This is a genomic window from Wohlfahrtiimonas sp. G9077 (genome assembly GCF_002252155.1).
In the GTDB taxonomy this organism is placed as follows: Bacteria; Pseudomonadota; Gammaproteobacteria; order Cardiobacteriales; family Wohlfahrtiimonadaceae; genus Wohlfahrtiimonas.
Genome location: NZ_NEFD01000008.1, coordinates 47,473 through 62,928 on the forward strand (window position 1 = coordinate 47,473; position 15,456 = coordinate 62,928).

Here is a 15,456-nt window from a genome sequence, read left to right on the forward strand (position 1 = left end):
AAGTTAGCACCACTTTAATCAAAAAAATAGGGGTAAACTTCATCTAATAAGTAAGTTTTGTAAGCATCAGGATCGGTGCGCAATTTTGTGGCGGAGATATTGATGGCAGCGCGATCAGGATCAATGAGTTGCACGGGCAATTGAAAGTATTCTTCATAGGGTGCAACATCTTGTGGCTCGCTACTGAAAATCACATCGGCATGAATGTTTTGAGCTGTCAAAACGGCTTTAACGCGGTTTGACCACTCAAGCCAGCCATTGGGATAAAATGGGATGCCATCTTCATTAAAGTCGATCGGGTGAAGGTTTGGATGCTTGGCCACTAAAGGGGCAAACCAAGCCAAGCGTTCTTGGCGTGTGGGCATTTTGATCATCTTACTCTGTTCAAACAATGCTTGATCCCGTTCTGTATCGCTGCACACAAAAACATAGAGCTCATTGACAGTTGATAAAGCTTTTTCCATCATAAGGACATGGCCGGGATGAAGTGGGAAAAATTTACCGAAAATGAGGCCCGTTTGATATTTTTTCATAGATTTTCAATCCATTGACTATACTGTTGAGTAAACTCATAAAAGAACAAGGAATATAAATGCAAGCGCTGTTCGACGATATTATCACAAACTGGGGTACATACATGGGGGTTTTCACGATCCTCTACTTTTTGGCCATTTTGACGGTGACGGTGATCATCATCAACAATGAAGAGGGCGCCACCAAAACGTTGGGCTATTTAACCTTAATTTGGTTTGTGCCGCTGTTTGGTGTGATTTTATATTTTTCTCTCGGCGTCAATTATCGCAATAATCAAATGTACTCTAAAAAATTATTGATGAATAAAGATTTAGAGAAAGGGGCAGAGGCGTACATTGAGAAAATATCAACCGAGGCTTTAAGTTATAAAAGTGCCGCGGTGGATCAATTTAAAAGTTTAGCCACGTTGGTGGGGCATGATTTTGCCGATCAAATCAGCATTGGCAATAAAGTGAAGATTTTGATCAATGGGGAAAATGCATTTCCCAACATCATCGAAGCCCTTGAAAATGCTAAAGAGACCATTCACCTTGAGTATTACATCATCCGTAATGACAAAATTGGCAATCAAATCAAAGAGATTTTGATCCGTAAAGCCAAAGAAGGCGTGACGGTTCGCCTCATTTATGATGATTTTGGCAGTAAAGCGATCCGCGGCGATTATGTGGCGGAGCTCAAAGCAAATGGCGTGCTTGTGTACCCATTTCGTAAAATCATCTGGATTGCATTGGCCAACCGCTTAAATTATCGCAATCACCGTAAAATCATCGTGGTTGATGGCCGCATTGGCTTTGTGGGCGGCATCAACATTGGCGATGATTACATTAATCTGCCGGATTCAAAAGTGTATCATCGTGACATGCACATGCGTGTTGAAGGGCCCGTTGTCTATTCATTGCAATACATTTTCCTTTGCGATTGGCAATTTTGTGCCAAAGAGAAGTTGAATGTTGATCCGCTGTTCCCAAGTCATGTGCGCCAAGAAGAGGGCACCATTGCACAGATTGCCGCAAGTGGCCCAGATTCTAAATATCCGATGATCATGTATACAGTGCTGCGTGCCATTATGTTGGCCAAAGAAGAGATCCTCATCACAACGCCATACTTTGTGCCCTCTGAAAGCGTGATGGAGGCGATTAAAAACGCGGCATTAAGCGGTGTTAAAGTTAAACTTTTGGTGCCGTATGCCACCAACTCTTTCATTACGCAGCTTGCTTCAGCCTCTTATTACACGGCGTTGATGAATGCGGGCGTTGAGATTTATCGTTATAAAAAAGGGTTCATCCATGCGAAAACCTCGGTGTTTGATGGAAAATTCAGCATCGTTGGGACAGCGAATATGGATAACCGAAGCTTTAACCTTAACTTTGAAGTCAATGGCATGCTGTACGATGAAGCGCTGGGTCAGCAAATGTGCGATGAGTTCAATAAAGATCTTGAGCAATCGGTGCGCTTAGATCCCGTTGAGTGGGAACGCCGCAGTGCAACGCAGCGCTTTATTGAGAAAGTGGCGCGTTTAACCTCATCATTATTATAAAAATAAACGTCTTTGGAGGATGTATGAACGTCAAACTATTGGGTTGGGTGGCCACGTGTACGGCAGTTGGGATGTATGTGTCTTACATCCCGCAAATTATGGACAATCTAACGGGGCATAAAGGCAATCCTGTTCAGCCTTTTGCCGCGATGGTGAACTGTTTATTGTGGGTGATCTATGGTTTAAAGCAAAAAGATTACCCGATTGCGGTTGCCAATGCGCCGGGTGTTCTTTTTGGAGCCGCAGCATTTTTAACCGCGCTGTAAAAAAATTAAATGGGCAAAAAAATTGCCCAAAATTTTAGTCAAAAAAAGGCTTGATCCATTGAAATATTGCAGTTTTGAGTTGAATCCTATAGACTTATTTAAATGAGAATCATTTTTATTTGAAATTTATGAAATTTCTGACAAATTTTTAAATATCAATAAGTTATTAAGTATCAACTTTTGTCAATAGGGACAATGAGGGTATAAAAAGATCAAATTTTTTTTTTCTAAAATGCTATAATGCGCGCCTTTCCTAAGTGGTCATAATTCACCACTTGGGAATAAATTTTTTAGAGGCGAGGAAGCTTCTATAAGCGACTTGGCAATGACAGTGTGCTTTTTGTTTTCCTCGCTTTTTTATTTTTTTACAGTTCAAAAACGTGGGTGAGGGAAATGATTCGATACATTTTAAAAAGCAGTGGCGAACGCGAAGAGTTTGATGCTGAAAAACTGAATAAATGGGCGGAGTTTGCAGCACATTATGAAGTTGATTGGAGTGCCATTGTTTTAGAAGCGTATCGCAAGTGCTATGACGGCTGCACAACCCTTGAACTCCATAAAGCGATGATCGATGCATGCGTTGAGCGTGAAGATCACAAGCATCTTAAAATGGCCGGCCGCTTTTTGATTGGTTCGATCTATAAAGAAGCGTTTGGTGGTTTTCGTAAAATTCCATCCTTGACTGTGTTTTATCACCACATGATTCAATTGGGTCATTGGGAAAAGATGGATTACACCGATGAAGAGCTCATCGAGTTAGATCGCGTGTTAGATCACACCATCGACATCAACTATAACTACACCACGTTGCGTCAAATGAAAGATAAGTATTTGATTCAAAACCGTGTGACGGGTTATTGTTTGGAATCTCCGCAATTTATGTTCATGGGCATGGCGATGCAAAACATGCAAAATCAGCCAAAATCACGCCGCATGGAAGACATCAAAAAGCTTTATCGCTATTTAAATGAACTGAAAATCAATACCCCAACCCCAATGTTGATCAACATGCGTACGCCACATAAAGGCTATGCATCTTGCTGCGTTTACACCACTGGCGACAATGTGGACAGCTTATCCACAGGCGATCACATTGCCTATATGATGACGTGCGCATCTGCAGGGATCGGCGCCCATTTACTCACCCGTTCAAAAGGTGATCCTGTTAAACAAGGCCGCGTGATCCATCAAGGTAAATTGCCATATTACCGCATGATCCAAAGCGCGGTGCATGCAAACATGCAATCAAGCCGTGGCGGTAGCGCAACCGTTTACTTTAACGTGTTAGATCCTGAAATTTATGATTTATTGGTGTTGAAAAACCCAACCACCGTTTTACAAAAACGCATTCGTGACATCGATTACGCGATGCTCTCAAACCGCTTGTTTGTAGAAAAAGTGGCGAAAAATGAAGATTGGATGCTCATCAGCTATCAAATCGCGCCAGATTTATACGATGCATTTTATGCCAATGATTATGACAAATTTAAATCATTGTATGAATTCTACTTTGCCAAAGATTGCAAAAAACAGATCGTTAAAGCCCGTGACATTGCGGTTAAAGCCTTAACTGAATCGGCTGAAACTGGCCGAATTTACATGACGTACATCGATGAGATGAACCGTCACACGCCATTTAAAGACACCATTTATTCAAGTAACTTGTGTTTAGAAATTGCATTGCCAACTAAGCCTTTCCGTGACATTCAAGATCTTTATTCTGAAAATCCTGAAGGTGAAATTGGTTTATGTAGTTTAGCTTCTATTGTGGTGGGTCGCGTTGAGCCTGAAGAATATGAAGATGTGGCGTATTACACTGCATTGATGATCGATAACGTGATCGAATTGATGGAATATCCATTCCCATCATTGAAAACAACAGCGCAAGCGCGTCGCTCCATTGGCGTTGGCATCACAAACCTTGCCCACGAAATGGCGAAACAAAAATTAAGTTATGCCTCTAAAGAGGGTAAAAACTACATCCATCAAATTGCAGAGCGCCACAGCTATTGGTTGCACAGAGCATCGCTTCGTTTAGCAAAAGAGAAGGGCAATGCCAAATGGATTGGTAAAACCAAATATCCAGAAGGTTGGTTGCCAATTGATACGTATTGCAAAGCAGTGGATGATGTGCACAATCAAGCCTTGTTGTTCGATTGGGAAACCCTTCGTAAAGAGATCAAAGCGCAAGGCGGCATCCGTCACAGCGTATTAGAAGCAATGATGCCAGTTGAGTCATCAAGTCAATTGACCAACACCACCAATGGCGTTTACCCGATTCGTAACCTTCGTGTGATGAAAACATCAAGCAACAATAAAAACTTGTTGTTAGCACCAGACTTAGATGAATTGGGACCATTTTATGACATCGCATGGAATTTAGAGTCGAAAGACCTCATTGACATGTATGCAATCATTCAGAAGTTTACAGGCCAAGCCATCTCGGCGGATCTTTATTTAAACTTAAAAGAAGAGGGAAATATCTCCACAAGTAAGTTGCTCAAAGATTACATCTATATGATGAAGATGGGCTGTAAAACGCGTTATTATTTAAACAGCGCCTCAGGCATCATCCATGAATCTTTTGTTGAAACCGTGGAAGATAAAGGGTGTGCGGGCGGCGCTTGTACTTTATAGGAGAATACCATGCAAGAGAGTAAGCCAGCCTCAATTTTTAACCAGGACAACAGCGCCTGGCAAACAGGCCGTTATCCATTAGTGTTAGGTGAAGCGCTCGGTTTATACGACAGCGTCAATGTACCTTATCCAAAGTTGTTTGATTTGTATAAGTTACAAAAATCCATGGACTGGACAGAAGATGAAGTGAATCTTGAACAGTCGCGCATGGATTTGTTGAACTGCTCAAAAAATAACTATGACATCATGGTCAAAACCCTTGCGTTCCAGTGGGAATTAGACTCTGTGGCGGCGCGTGCCATTGCACCATTGTTTGCACCTTTTGTGTCAAACAGTGAGCTTTGGGCGATGCTCTCTAAGCAATCTGAAGTTGAGAACTTACATGCATTGACGTATTCAGAAATCATTCGTCAATGCATCTCTGATCCTAAAGAAGTGTTCCAAGAAGTGATGAAGAACGATGAAGTGTTAAATCGTTCCACCACTGTGATTGAAACCTTCAATGAGTTGTCTAAATATGGTGCGCTCTATAAATTGGGTCAAGTGGATAAAAATGATCCTAAGTTAAAACAAGTGGTGCTCAAAGGCTTTGTGGCATTGTATTGTTTGGAAAAAGTTGAGTTCATGAGCTCATTTGCTTGTACATTTGCCTTAGCTGAGCAAAACATTTTCCAAGGCATTGCAAAATTGGTGCAAAAAATTGCCCAAGATGAGCAAGTACATGTGATGATGGATGAGGCCATTTTAGAGATTCTCTTAGCGGATGAAGAGTGGCAAGTGGTGCTCAGTGAAATTCGTGGCGATGTGGAAAACATCATTCGTGAAGTGATTGAGCAAGAGTTCTCATGGAACAAATATTTGTTCAGTGAAAATCGTTCCATCGTGGGTTTGAATGAAACATTATTGAATGAATGGGTGTTGTATAACGCTCAAGATTTATATCGTTTCTTAGGCGTGGACAATCCTTATCCTGTGATCAAAACCAAACCATTGGTTTGGATGGACAACTGGTTAGATTTGAACAAAACGCAAAACGCGAACCAAGAGTCAGACAACACTAACTACCGCTTAAACAGCGTGTTAGATGACTCAGAAGACGAAATTTTTGACATTTAATGACATGAGGGCTTGAATGAGATTCGATCAGTGGATTCAGCAAATAAATGAAGAACCTGATGACATCATCGCTTTTTTGTCCGCGATTACGGATGAAGAGATTCAAGCCCTTAAAAATAATAAACACCAAAAAGAATTACAAAAACTGAATGAATACATTGAAGACGTTTTAATGATGCTTCAAATGACAGCATCCGGCGGCCACTTGATTGATGTGGCAAGGCTTCGGCAATTGCAGGATGCAATCTTTAGAGAATTGTAAATCGATGTGTTGCAAAAATTAAAGCCCAATCGAAACGACTGAGCTTTAACAGCGGTTAAACCGCTTTGGTCTATTCATAATAAGATTACAAACAGAATATTGGCGTATTTATTGTATCTTATAAGGTAGATCATAATCAAATCAAGACTGCTAAGCTATTGATTGGTCATTGCGTAATGATTGGTCAATCTGTGAGGCAGCCCTTATAACATGCATAAATGCAGGAGGAGTTGTATGAGTTCCAAACAATTTATGTGCTATATCGTTGTCCAATTTTTAGTTGTGGACTTACCAGTAGGCATACAAAATTGGTTATCACTGATTGATACATTGTAATTTAGCGCTGATTAAGGCAGCCCGAAAGGGCTGTCTAAAACTAATAAGCCACACAGTGATATAAGATATTTTCATTCATTGCCAAGGTTTTAAATAGTGATGTCGCCAACTCTAAGCGCACATGGTAGGCAATGGTGTGATCTTTTGCTTGTATGAACTGCTCAATGGCAGATTGCATAAAGGGGATGATGGCTGCCATCACAACGGGAGCAAGGCGATCTTGTGACTGTAATTCACCGAGTGCCCATAAGGTATTGGCATATTTTTCATGGGTGGAGTTTGGACAATCAAAAAAGTTACGCAACCATGCGGTGGCAAGATGTTTAACCATGGATTCAGATAATTCGGGGAAATACATACCGGCATGTGATTGCCAATCTAAATAAAAATCATTCGATAATCTTGGGATGATCTCATGCAGATTTGCGCTGATGAGATGCATTTTATCCATGTCAAACTGCGACATTTCATTGAATACAACAAATTTCTCTACATTTTTACTGATTTCTGCATTGATCATAAATAACCCTCAATAATATTTTTTAATTTATATTTGAAATATTTGGCTGATAAATAGATATATCAGATAAAAAATGAATCTCAGAATAAATTTTATTTATCATTATCAAAACATAGGAAAACACGGGTGGTTATGGATGAAAAAGTCTTATAATCTAAGAATGAGGCATTAAAAAAACTCGCCGAAGCGAGTTTGTAATCAAATGTTCACCATAAGATTATGCAACGCAATCGTATAAAATCGACTCATTCATCTCTAATGTTTTCAGTAAAGATGCCGCCAATTCCAATTTTAATGTGTATGGCAAGGCTGAATCATTTTGTACTAAGCATTGTTTCACTGTCTCTTTCATAAATGGAATCGCAGCGGCAAGCACAACGGGTGAAAGGCGATGTTCTGCATGTAATTCGCCCATGGTCCATAATGCTTCTGTGTATTTTTGTGGGGCAGTCGTTGGGCAGCTCAATACGCTTTTGATCCATGTGTTAAAGATCACTTCTACAGCCGTTTGAGAGAGCTCAGGGAAATTCATGCCCAAAGAAGGCGCCCATGCAGAGCGATAAAAATCTTCTGTTAATCCCGGAATCACATTTTGTAAATGTGCATTGATTAAATGCATTTTATCAATGTCATTTTGTGATAATTCATTTAAAACAGCCAATTCGTTGATGTGTTTCTTAACTTCTGTACAAATCATGATCGCTTCTGCCTTCATTTAAGTGGATTGTATGAGTGATTATCAAGGCGAGATTAGAATGAATGGACCCTGATGAATCTCTTGTTTCAAACATTGAGCATGCTCAATATCTATACGATATGGGCTATTGTAATACAAAAAATAAATATTACTAGTTTTGTTATTAAATATTTTTATTATTTTAGAAGTGTAAGTTTTAGAGGTTGTATTAACTCTTTGATCAATATAAATATGATCTATGTCAAAAAAATGAGTGTTCTCGATTTTTTGAATGTAAAGAACGCATCGCCTTGAATGCGTCAGGGCAACCCTTTAGGCCGGTTGATTGCGTTGAGCAAGTTGCACCCAGCGACGAAAGCCAAAAATGGAGGCAACGAAATAGATGAAAAAGAGGAAGCTTGAGGCGTATTCCATTTGTCCATAGAGAATCACACAGGTGAATAAATTTGCCGGAATGAGTAAACACCATTGTTCTGCCCAGCGTTTAGCCGCCATCCAGATGGCCACCACGCTCAAAGCGGTGGCAATGGTATCTCCCATGATCATTTCCATGGTATTGTCCGTCAGGAGCTTTAAAAGCAGGAAGATCGCGACCGATGCCACCAGAAAGAGGCGCGCAATCACAGCGCTGTATTGATGGGGCATGCGCATGATGGGCACCACTTTTTTACGCCGTGTCACTTTATGCCATTCGCGCCAACCATTGATGGAGGCAAAAAAGAAATAGACATAAATGAGGCTCATCGCGTACATTTTGCTCTCCATGAAAATGTAAATGTACAGCACGGCCATAATGAGGCTGACAATCCACATGCTTTTTTGAGCATTGAATTCAAGGTAGAGATAAATCAGGCCAATGACCATGCCAATGACGTCAAAGGTGTGTGTGGCAAGATAGTTGAGGATGGCATCCATAGTGATATCCATAAATTTAAGGGGAACAGCCGCCCACTTTGCCCACCGTTAAGACAGCAGCAAAGCCAGAGAGCAATTGACGAATGGCTTGGATCGAACCTGTGATGAGCAATAATGCGCCGGGAATGAGGTTGCGAAGGGTATCAAATGGGTGCATCAATGCCCCAATGAAAACGCCAAGCACGGAGTAAATGAGCCCAAGCGCCAGTTCAACCAAATCAATGCCGATGCCTAAAATGGCATCTAAAATTTGTGTGGAACGACCTGAGCCGAGTAAAGAGAGTTGATAGAGGAGATAATTGAGCTCTTTTTGAGGATAGTTGACAAGGCTTGTCCAACCGGTCACTAAATGGGTGACAGCATCCCAGCGATATAAATTCAATTTACCGCGCCCATGATGATCATAAGTCACAAAATGAAAACCATTGGCCCAAGTGCCGATCATGTAACCGCGCTCTAAATTTTTGCTGCCAAAGAGCCTAAACATCGGACGCTGGTTTTTCCAAGGTTTACAGGAGGAGCGGTCTAAATAATCGTGTAGATGCGTGTTGATCCAAATGGTGTTGAGCTGATTGCCGCCGCCTTTAATGCGTTGGATGATGTGTTGCGACTCGCAGCTTGTATTGCGTTTGGTAATGATGAATTCCACTGGATGGCGCAACATGCAATAGCCTTTGCCCACGCTTTTTGGAATCGCATAGACATTATTCGGGATGAAAAGATACCAGAAAAACCGAAGGAGTCGAGAGAGTGACTTCATGAAAACCTAAATAGATGTACTGCAAAAGATCTATGTAGTATAGCGCAAAAGCGCCCTGATCGGGCGCTTCGCTTAGGATTGATGCATTATGGGGTTTTGATGAAGATCTTTTTAAAGAGCGCCGCATAACTTAATGTAAAGAGCGGAATCGTCCAAATTAAGCCAATGCCTAAGGGAATGGCAGAAATCGATAGAATGATGCCAAGAATTAAATTTAAGAAGAAAAATTTAAACCAATGGCGCGTGACGATTTTTCGGGAAGCTTCCATGATGTTCCAAAAGCCCGCATCCGGATGGATGATCAAAATCCAATAGGTGAGAGAATAGGCGGTGACTAAATAGATGCCGGGAATGATGAGCAGCATAAAACCAATTGTGGTGACAATGCCAGTCACGATCACCATTAAGCACAACGGCCAAAAGTAATGTCTAAAGGAGAGAAAATCTTGCCAAACATTCACGGTTTCACGATTAGAGAGTTTTAAGCTCACAATGATTAGGCCAAACCCCAATGTAAAGGCGATGAGCTCAATGGGAAAAATGGCAATGGCCGCCGCTTGTTCAGAAATCCCTGAGAAAATGACACCGGCCAACACATACAAAAGAATGGTGGCCACCATAATGATGAGCCCGATTAAGAAAATGGGCAGTTTTGCACCTTTGACAGAGGCCCAGCCTTCACTGATGATCTCGCTGATGGAAAAATCATATGAGTAATCAATGGCTTCTTGCAAGGTGCGATAATGTGTTTGATCTGTACGCATGTTTCAATCTCCGTTTGTTATTGTCAAGTTGATGGAAAGGAAATCAGGAAGCTTCAAATTTCTGATTGAATTGACCATTTTATGCTTTACAAAATTTCATGAAATTGCTAATAATCGATGAGTGCCAACATCGCGATACATAGCACCTTTTCACTCATTTTATTGTTTTTATTCAATCATCATTGAAGGCTGTAGTATGCGCGTTTTAAATTTATTGTCTACCTTTGTGGGTAAGACATTTGCAATCTGGACACTGTTGTTTGCGGTTTTAGGTTTTGTTTTTCCCGAAGTGTTTGTCTCCTTAAAAGGCATGATCACCTATTTATTGGGCATTATTATGTTTGGGATGGGGCTGACGCTCACGCCGCATGATTTTTCTGAAGTGGTGAAAAAGCCCCTTCAAGTATTATTAGGTGTCTGCGCGCAGTTCATTGTGATGCCACTGTTAGCGCTCGCATTGGTGAAAATTTTTAACATTGATCCTTTATTGGCGTTGGGCATTGTATTGGTGGGCTCATGTCCCGGCGGTACATCAAGCAATGTGATCACTTATTTATCAAAAGGGGATGTGGCGCTCAGCGTAACGATCACGAGCATTTCAACATTATTGTCCCCAATCATGACCCCACTGTTAATCCAATTGTTGGCAGATAAAAGCATCGATGTGTCGTTTTATGCGATGATGATGTCCATCGTGAATATGGTGATTGTTCCGATTGTGCTTGGCGTTATCGTGCGCATGGTGTTGCGCTCAAAAGTGCAATATGTGACGCCCGTATTGCCACTGATTTCAGTCTTTGGCATTGTGATGATTGTATCAATTGTGGTGGGTTTAAATCAGGTGCGTTTAAAAGAAACGGGTATGCTATTAATCGGTTTAGTGATCCTACATAATACATTTGGTTATGTGATTGGCTATATTGTTGCTAGAATGATGGGCTTAGGATTGGCGCAGCGTAAAGCGATTGCCATCGAAGTGGGTATGCAAAACAGCGGCTTAGGTGCAAGTTTAGCAGTGAAACACTTCGATCCGATTGTGGCGGTACCGAGTGCAATTTTCAGCGTGTGGCATAATATCAGCGGAGCAATTTTGGCAAATATTTTTGCACGCATGGAAAATTCATCATCTGAGGAAAAAACCTTAAAAACGTCAGAAAAATTGGTATAATTGACAGAATTGACATTTGATATGTGTTAAAAGCGTTGAGGAATCCTGTGTATATTCTTGACGCAAACCAATTTTTTTTATACAATCACGTCCTTTTTATGGGCTGTTATTTCTGTTGTCAATTGTAGATATCAGTGAGATAGCAAAAAGAATTCAGATTCACTCAACTATTTGGAGCATTACAAATGTATGCTGTAATCAAAACAGGCGGTAAACAATACCGTGTTGCGGAAGGTCAAATCCTTCGCGTAGAAAAAATTGAAGGCGCTGCTGAAGGTTCTAATGTAGAATTTGCAGAAGTATTGTTAGTAGGTAAAGAAGGCGAAACAACTGTAGGTACTCCTGTTGTTGCAGGCGCTAAAGTAACGGCTGAAGTTGTTAAACAAGGTCGCGGACGCAAAATCGAAATTATCAAATTCCGTCGTCGTAAGCACTCTCGTAAACACCAAGGTCATCGTCAACACTTTACTGAAATTAAAATTTCTAGCATCTCTGCATAATTGCGAGATTCCTAGACGTATTAAGAGGATTTAAACATGGCACAGAAGAAAGGCGTCGGCTCGAGCCGTAACGGTCGCGATTCCGAAAGTAAACGCTTAGGGGTTAAGCGTTTTGGCGGTGAATTAGTACCAGCAGGTTCTATCATCGTTCGTCAACGTGGTACACGTTTCCACGCGGGCAGCAATGTAGGTTTAGGTAAAGACCACACTTTATTTGCTAAAGTAGATGGTCACGTTGTTTTTGAAGTTAAAGGACAACACAACCGTAAATTTGTAAGCATTCAACCAGTTGCTTAATCAACCGTTGATTGTTTGTAAAAGCCCCTTTTTTTGGGGCTTTTATTGTTTTTAGCCATCGAGTTCAAGGAGGGCGTATGAAGTTCGTTGATGAGGTAACCATTACAGTTGAAGCGGGTAATGGTGGTGATGGATGCTTGAGTTTTCGCCGCGAAAAATTCATTCCTTTCGGTGGGCCGGATGGTGGTGATGGCGGTGATGGTGGTAGCGTTTATTTAAAAGCATCCGATGCTGTCAACACATTGGTGGATTACCGTTTTGCCAAAAAATTTAAAGCGCAACGTGGTGAAAATGGCCGCGGGGCAAACTGTACTGGCGCTGCCGGTGAAGATTTGGTGTTGGTTGTGCCACTGGGGACGCAAGTGCATGATGCAGATACCAATGAGTTTATTTGCGATTTGACCGAAGATGGTCAAGTGGCAAAAGTGGCGCAGGGCGGGTTTCATGGTTTGGGCAATACACGCTTTAAATCATCCACCAACCGTGCACCACGTCAAACAAAACCGGGCACGCCAGGTGAAGAGCGCCGCATTCGTTTAGAGTTAAAAGTGTTGGCGGATGTGGGCTTATTAGGCTTGCCAAATGCAGGTAAATCCACATTGATTCGTGCGGTGTCGGCTGCGCGTCCAAAAGTGGCGGATTATCCATTCACAACATTGCACCCTAATTTAGGTGTGGTGAGCGTTGGGCCGTTAGACAGCTTTGTGATGGCAGACATCCCAGGCTTGATTGAAGGTGCTGCAGAAGGCGCTGGCCTTGGTCATAAATTCTTGCGTCACTTGTCGCGCACTTCCATCATGTTGCACTTAGTGGATTTATCCCCGTACAGCGACTCACAAGATCCTGTGGAAGATTTCCGCGTGATCACCAATGAGTTGGCGCAATATGATGAAGAAATGGCGAAAAAAGAGCGCTGGTTGGTATTGAACAAGCTTGATTTAATCCCTGAAAATGAACGCGAAGAGCGCGTGGCTGATTTCTTAAAAGAGATCAACTGGGAAGGTCCTTGTTTCCAAATCTCTGCCATTTCAGGCGAGAATACCAAGCCATTGACCAGTGCGATTATGGAGCACATCAATGCTGCGAAAGCTGAATTGAAAGCACAAGAGCAACCTGTTGCCATTGAAGTGGCCATTATGGATTAATGGGATATCAGTCCTAAATAGCAAAAAGCCCGCATGCGGGCTTTTTATTGTCTGATGATTTTTATGGTTTGAGGCAATTGTACGTCACCACATAACTTTCGCGCACTTTTGGCGTAATGATGGTGAGTAAGCCTTCACCCAGTTGATTGATCTCAAGGGCAAGGATGATCTTTTGAGCAGGATCATTCCAGAGCATCAAGTTTGGATTGTCAAAGCGCTTGCTGCTTGTGTCTTGTGTCAATGTGGTGATGCGTTGATCAAAATGGATCATTACATGATCAAAATTTTTGCCAATGCTGCGCACTAACGTATCAGGATAAGCGGATTCTGTATTGCTATTGATGGAGCAATAAGAAGGCACGCCGTTAGCATGTGCGGTATATGCTTGCTCGCTCACAGCATTTAAAACATTTGGCAAGGATTGAAGCGGTTGCCCATTGGCAAATGAGGCACAGGTTGCAAGGGCAATGAGAGTGGTTACGGCAAGTGATTTTTTCATAAAGCCATCCTTATCATTCTTGAATCATTGTGGTTGTTTGATTTTATCATATCAGATTTGTGTCTGATTTGAGTCTGCTCACTTTGTTATTGCTTTGAATTGTCTTATCATGAGTTTTTATCACGATTAAAAACAACACATGGAAAATCAGCAAACGCTTAAGCGTAGCCTAAAAAATAGGCACATTCAAATGATTGCCCTTGGTGGCTGTATTGGCACAGGGCTTTTTTATGGCACCGCAGAATCCATCCCTTTGGCAGGTCCTGGGTTGATTTTAGGGTATTTACTTGGCGGCTTTGTGATCTATATGATCATTCGCATGCTTGGGGAAATGGCGACACAAGAGCCAGTTTCAGGCGCATTTAGCCACTTTGCCAATAAATATTGTGGGCAATATGCAGGCTTTTTGGCCGGTTGGAACTATTGGCTGTTATACATTTTAGTGAGCATGGCAGAGTTGTCCGCCATTGGGCGCTATATTTATACATGGTTTCCGGATTTTCCCATTTGGCTGACGGTGCTGAGCACCATTGTCATCATCACTGCCATTAATCTGGCGAGCGTTAAATTCTTTGGTGAAACGGAATTTTGGCTCGCGCTCATTAAAGTTTTGGCTGTGGTGGGGATGATTGTGTTTGGTCTGTATTTAGTGGCCAAGGGCTTTGTGTCGGAGCAATCTAACGTTAAAATTTCGAATCTTTGGGAATTTGGTATTTTCCCGAATGGCGCTTGGGGCGTTTGGGTGTCTCTTGTGATCGTCATGTTCTCCTTTGGGGGGACAGAGATGATTGCCATTGCCGCCGCGGAAACTGACAATCCACAAAAAACGATTCCGCAAGCCATCAAACAAGTGATGTGGCGCATTCTGATTTTCTATATTGGATCCATCATCATCATGTTGGTGTTGGTGCCATGGCACGACATTAAGCAAGGCATCAGCCCATTTGTGTTGGTGTTTGATCAGCTCGGTTTACCAAATGTGGCAGGCATTTTAAACTTCATCATTTTAACGGCGGCGATCTCTGTCTATAACAGTGGCATTTACAGCAATGGTCGCATGTTGTTTGGTTTAGCCGAGCAAGGGCATGCTCCAAAAGTATTCATGAAATTAAGCCACAATCATGTACCATACGCAGCGATTGCATTTTCCTCTGCAGTGACGCTCATTGCGGTGGTCATCAATCTATTGGTACCAAATGGTGCATTTATGATTGTGATGTCTGTTGCCATTGCCGCAGCGGTCATCACTTGGGGGCTCATTGTGATCATGCACATGCGTTTTCGCCGTGCCCATCAAGCGGATCAATTGACATTTAAAACACCATTTTTCCCGTATGTGAACTACTTTTGTTTAATCTTCCTTGTGGTGGTGATTGGCGCAATGACGCAGCTTGATAGCTTCCGTCCTGCGGTGTATGTGATGCCTGTTTGGCTCATCCTCACGTATCTTGGATTTCGTTTAAAACAGAAGATGGATCGAAAACATTTAAAGTAACTTTGTAG

General features: G+C 41.8%; 17 protein-coding genes. 10 read left to right on the forward strand and 7 right to left on the reverse strand.

All coding sequences use genetic code 11. From position 1 onward, the window contains the following. Window positions 1-14: 14 nt before the first annotated feature. Window positions 15-533 carry an adenylyltransferase/cytidyltransferase family protein gene (locus tag B9T20_RS09495; RefSeq protein ID WP_094490828.1) on the reverse strand — a complete coding sequence of 173 codons (519 nt, stop codon included), beginning with the start codon at window positions 531-533 and terminating at the stop codon, window positions 15-17. Window positions 534-592: 59 nt separating this feature from the next. On the opposite strand from B9T20_RS09495, the gene cls reads away from it, so the two are divergent. The 5 genes from cls (at window position 593) to B9T20_RS09520 (ending at window position 6,352) form a co-directional block, all read left to right on the forward strand. Continuing rightward, on the forward strand, window positions 593-2,071 hold the full coding sequence (cls, locus tag B9T20_RS09500; protein ID WP_094490829.1) for a cardiolipin synthase: 1,479 nt from the start codon (window positions 593-595) through the stop codon (window positions 2,069-2,071). A gap of 23 nt (window positions 2,072-2,094) precedes the next feature. Next, the gene (locus tag B9T20_RS09505; RefSeq protein WP_094490830.1) at window positions 2,095-2,337 is read left to right on the forward strand and encodes a SemiSWEET family transporter; all 243 of its coding nucleotides are present in this window, start codon (window positions 2,095-2,097) and stop codon (window positions 2,335-2,337) included. A gap of 393 nt (window positions 2,338-2,730) precedes the next feature. Then, window positions 2,731-4,974 carry a ribonucleoside-diphosphate reductase subunit alpha gene (locus tag B9T20_RS09510; RefSeq protein WP_094490831.1) on the forward strand — a complete coding sequence of 748 codons (2,244 nt, stop codon included), beginning with the start codon at window positions 2,731-2,733 and terminating at the stop codon, window positions 4,972-4,974. Window positions 4,975-4,983: 9 nt separating this feature from the next. Next, window positions 4,984-6,090, forward strand: a complete 1,107-nt coding sequence (locus B9T20_RS09515) for a ribonucleotide-diphosphate reductase subunit beta (RefSeq protein WP_094490832.1) — start codon at window positions 4,984-4,986, stop codon at window positions 6,088-6,090. A 16-nt stretch (window positions 6,091-6,106) separates the two neighbouring features. Further along, on the forward strand, window positions 6,107-6,352 hold the full coding sequence (locus B9T20_RS09520; protein WP_094490833.1) for a hypothetical protein: 246 nt from the start codon (window positions 6,107-6,109) through the stop codon (window positions 6,350-6,352). Between the two features lie 376 nt (window positions 6,353-6,728). Here the strand turns inward: B9T20_RS09520 and B9T20_RS09525 are convergent, their stop codons facing one another. The 5 genes from B9T20_RS09525 to B9T20_RS09550 form a co-directional block, all read right to left on the reverse strand. Continuing rightward, entirely contained in the window at window positions 6,729-7,208 is a 480-nt protein-coding gene (locus B9T20_RS09525) for a hypothetical protein (protein ID WP_094490834.1), read from the reverse strand. 217 nt (window positions 7,209-7,425) lie between these two features. Further along, window positions 7,426-7,905: a protoglobin domain-containing protein gene (locus tag B9T20_RS09530; protein ID WP_094490835.1), complete on the reverse strand. Its 480-nt coding sequence runs from the start codon at window positions 7,903-7,905 to the stop codon at window positions 7,426-7,428. 312 nt (window positions 7,906-8,217) lie between these two features. After that, window positions 8,218-8,820: a nicotinamide riboside transporter PnuC gene (gene pnuC / locus B9T20_RS09540; protein ID WP_094490837.1), complete on the reverse strand. Its 603-nt coding sequence runs from the start codon at window positions 8,818-8,820 to the stop codon at window positions 8,218-8,220. A 16-nt stretch (window positions 8,821-8,836) separates the two neighbouring features. Beyond that, the gene (locus B9T20_RS09545; protein ID WP_233491668.1) at window positions 8,837-9,580 is read right to left on the reverse strand and encodes a hypothetical protein; all 744 of its coding nucleotides are present in this window, start codon (window positions 9,578-9,580) and stop codon (window positions 8,837-8,839) included. An 86-nt stretch (window positions 9,581-9,666) separates the two neighbouring features. Continuing rightward, window positions 9,667-10,344: a DUF975 family protein gene (locus B9T20_RS09550; protein WP_094490839.1), complete on the reverse strand. Its 678-nt coding sequence runs from the start codon at window positions 10,342-10,344 to the stop codon at window positions 9,667-9,669. Between the two features lie 196 nt (window positions 10,345-10,540). Here B9T20_RS09550 and B9T20_RS09555 point away from each other — a divergent pair, with 196 nt between their 5' ends. From B9T20_RS09555 to cgtA, 4 genes are all read left to right on the forward strand, one after another. Further along, the gene (locus B9T20_RS09555) at window positions 10,541-11,512 is read left to right on the forward strand and encodes a bile acid:sodium symporter family protein (RefSeq protein WP_018122506.1); all 972 of its coding nucleotides are present in this window, start codon (window positions 10,541-10,543) and stop codon (window positions 11,510-11,512) included. A 185-nt stretch (window positions 11,513-11,697) separates the two neighbouring features. Next, complete coding sequence (gene rplU, locus B9T20_RS09560; RefSeq protein ID WP_008316334.1) at window positions 11,698-12,012, forward strand: 50S ribosomal protein L21; 315 nt, start codon at window positions 11,698-11,700, stop codon at window positions 12,010-12,012. 36 nt (window positions 12,013-12,048) lie between these two features. After that, entirely contained in the window at window positions 12,049-12,309 is a 261-nt protein-coding gene (gene rpmA / locus B9T20_RS09565; protein WP_008316335.1) for a 50S ribosomal protein L27, read from the forward strand. A gap of 77 nt (window positions 12,310-12,386) precedes the next feature. Further along, on the forward strand, window positions 12,387-13,454 hold the full coding sequence (gene cgtA / locus B9T20_RS09570) for an Obg family GTPase CgtA (RefSeq protein WP_008316336.1): 1,068 nt from the start codon (window positions 12,387-12,389) through the stop codon (window positions 13,452-13,454). Window positions 13,455-13,515: 61 nt separating this feature from the next. Here the strand turns inward: cgtA and B9T20_RS09575 are convergent, their stop codons facing one another. Further along, window positions 13,516-13,953 carry a hypothetical protein gene (locus tag B9T20_RS09575; protein WP_094490840.1) on the reverse strand — a complete coding sequence of 146 codons (438 nt, stop codon included), beginning with the start codon at window positions 13,951-13,953 and terminating at the stop codon, window positions 13,516-13,518. A gap of 190 nt (window positions 13,954-14,143) precedes the next feature. Between B9T20_RS09575 and B9T20_RS09580 the strand changes: the two genes are divergently transcribed. Next, a complete protein-coding gene (locus B9T20_RS09580) occupies window positions 14,144-15,448 on the forward strand; it encodes an amino acid permease (RefSeq protein WP_018122508.1) in 1,305 nt (434 codons plus the stop codon). The last annotated feature ends 8 nt before the right edge of the window (window positions 15,449-15,456 follow it).

Coding starts and splice junctions, on each gene's coding strand:
- B9T20_RS09545 (WP_233491668.1), bottom strand. CDS start 9,580: ATGAAGTCACTCTCTCGACTCCTTCGGTTTTTCTGGTATCTTTTCATC.
- B9T20_RS09520 (WP_094490833.1), top strand. CDS start 6,107: ATGAGATTCGATCAGTGGATTCAGCAAATAAATGAAGAACCTGATGAC.
- B9T20_RS09510 (WP_094490831.1), top strand. CDS start 2,731: ATGATTCGATACATTTTAAAAAGCAGTGGCGAACGCGAAGAGTTTGAT.
- pnuC (WP_094490837.1), bottom strand. CDS start 8,820: ATGGATGCCATCCTCAACTATCTTGCCACACACACCTTTGACGTCATT.
- cls (WP_094490829.1), top strand. CDS start 593: ATGCAAGCGCTGTTCGACGATATTATCACAAACTGGGGTACATACATG.
- B9T20_RS09495 (WP_094490828.1), bottom strand. CDS start 533: ATGAAAAAATATCAAACGGGCCTCATTTTCGGTAAATTTTTCCCACTT.
- rpmA (WP_008316335.1), top strand. CDS start 12,049: ATGGCACAGAAGAAAGGCGTCGGCTCGAGCCGTAACGGTCGCGATTCC.
- B9T20_RS09525 (WP_094490834.1), bottom strand. CDS start 7,208: ATGATCAATGCAGAAATCAGTAAAAATGTAGAGAAATTTGTTGTATTC.
- B9T20_RS09505 (WP_094490830.1), top strand. CDS start 2,095: ATGAACGTCAAACTATTGGGTTGGGTGGCCACGTGTACGGCAGTTGGG.
- B9T20_RS09580 (WP_018122508.1), top strand. CDS start 14,144: ATGATTGCCCTTGGTGGCTGTATTGGCACAGGGCTTTTTTATGGCACC.
- B9T20_RS09555 (WP_018122506.1), top strand. CDS start 10,541: ATGCGCGTTTTAAATTTATTGTCTACCTTTGTGGGTAAGACATTTGCA.
- rplU (WP_008316334.1), top strand. CDS start 11,698: ATGTATGCTGTAATCAAAACAGGCGGTAAACAATACCGTGTTGCGGAA.
- B9T20_RS09530 (WP_094490835.1), bottom strand. CDS start 7,905: ATGATTTGTACAGAAGTTAAGAAACACATCAACGAATTGGCTGTTTTA.
- B9T20_RS09515 (WP_094490832.1), top strand. CDS start 4,984: ATGCAAGAGAGTAAGCCAGCCTCAATTTTTAACCAGGACAACAGCGCC.
- B9T20_RS09550 (WP_094490839.1), bottom strand. CDS start 10,344: ATGCGTACAGATCAAACACATTATCGCACCTTGCAAGAAGCCATTGAT.
- cgtA (WP_008316336.1), top strand. CDS start 12,387: ATGAAGTTCGTTGATGAGGTAACCATTACAGTTGAAGCGGGTAATGGT.
- B9T20_RS09575 (WP_094490840.1), bottom strand. CDS start 13,953: ATGAAAAAATCACTTGCCGTAACCACTCTCATTGCCCTTGCAACCTGT.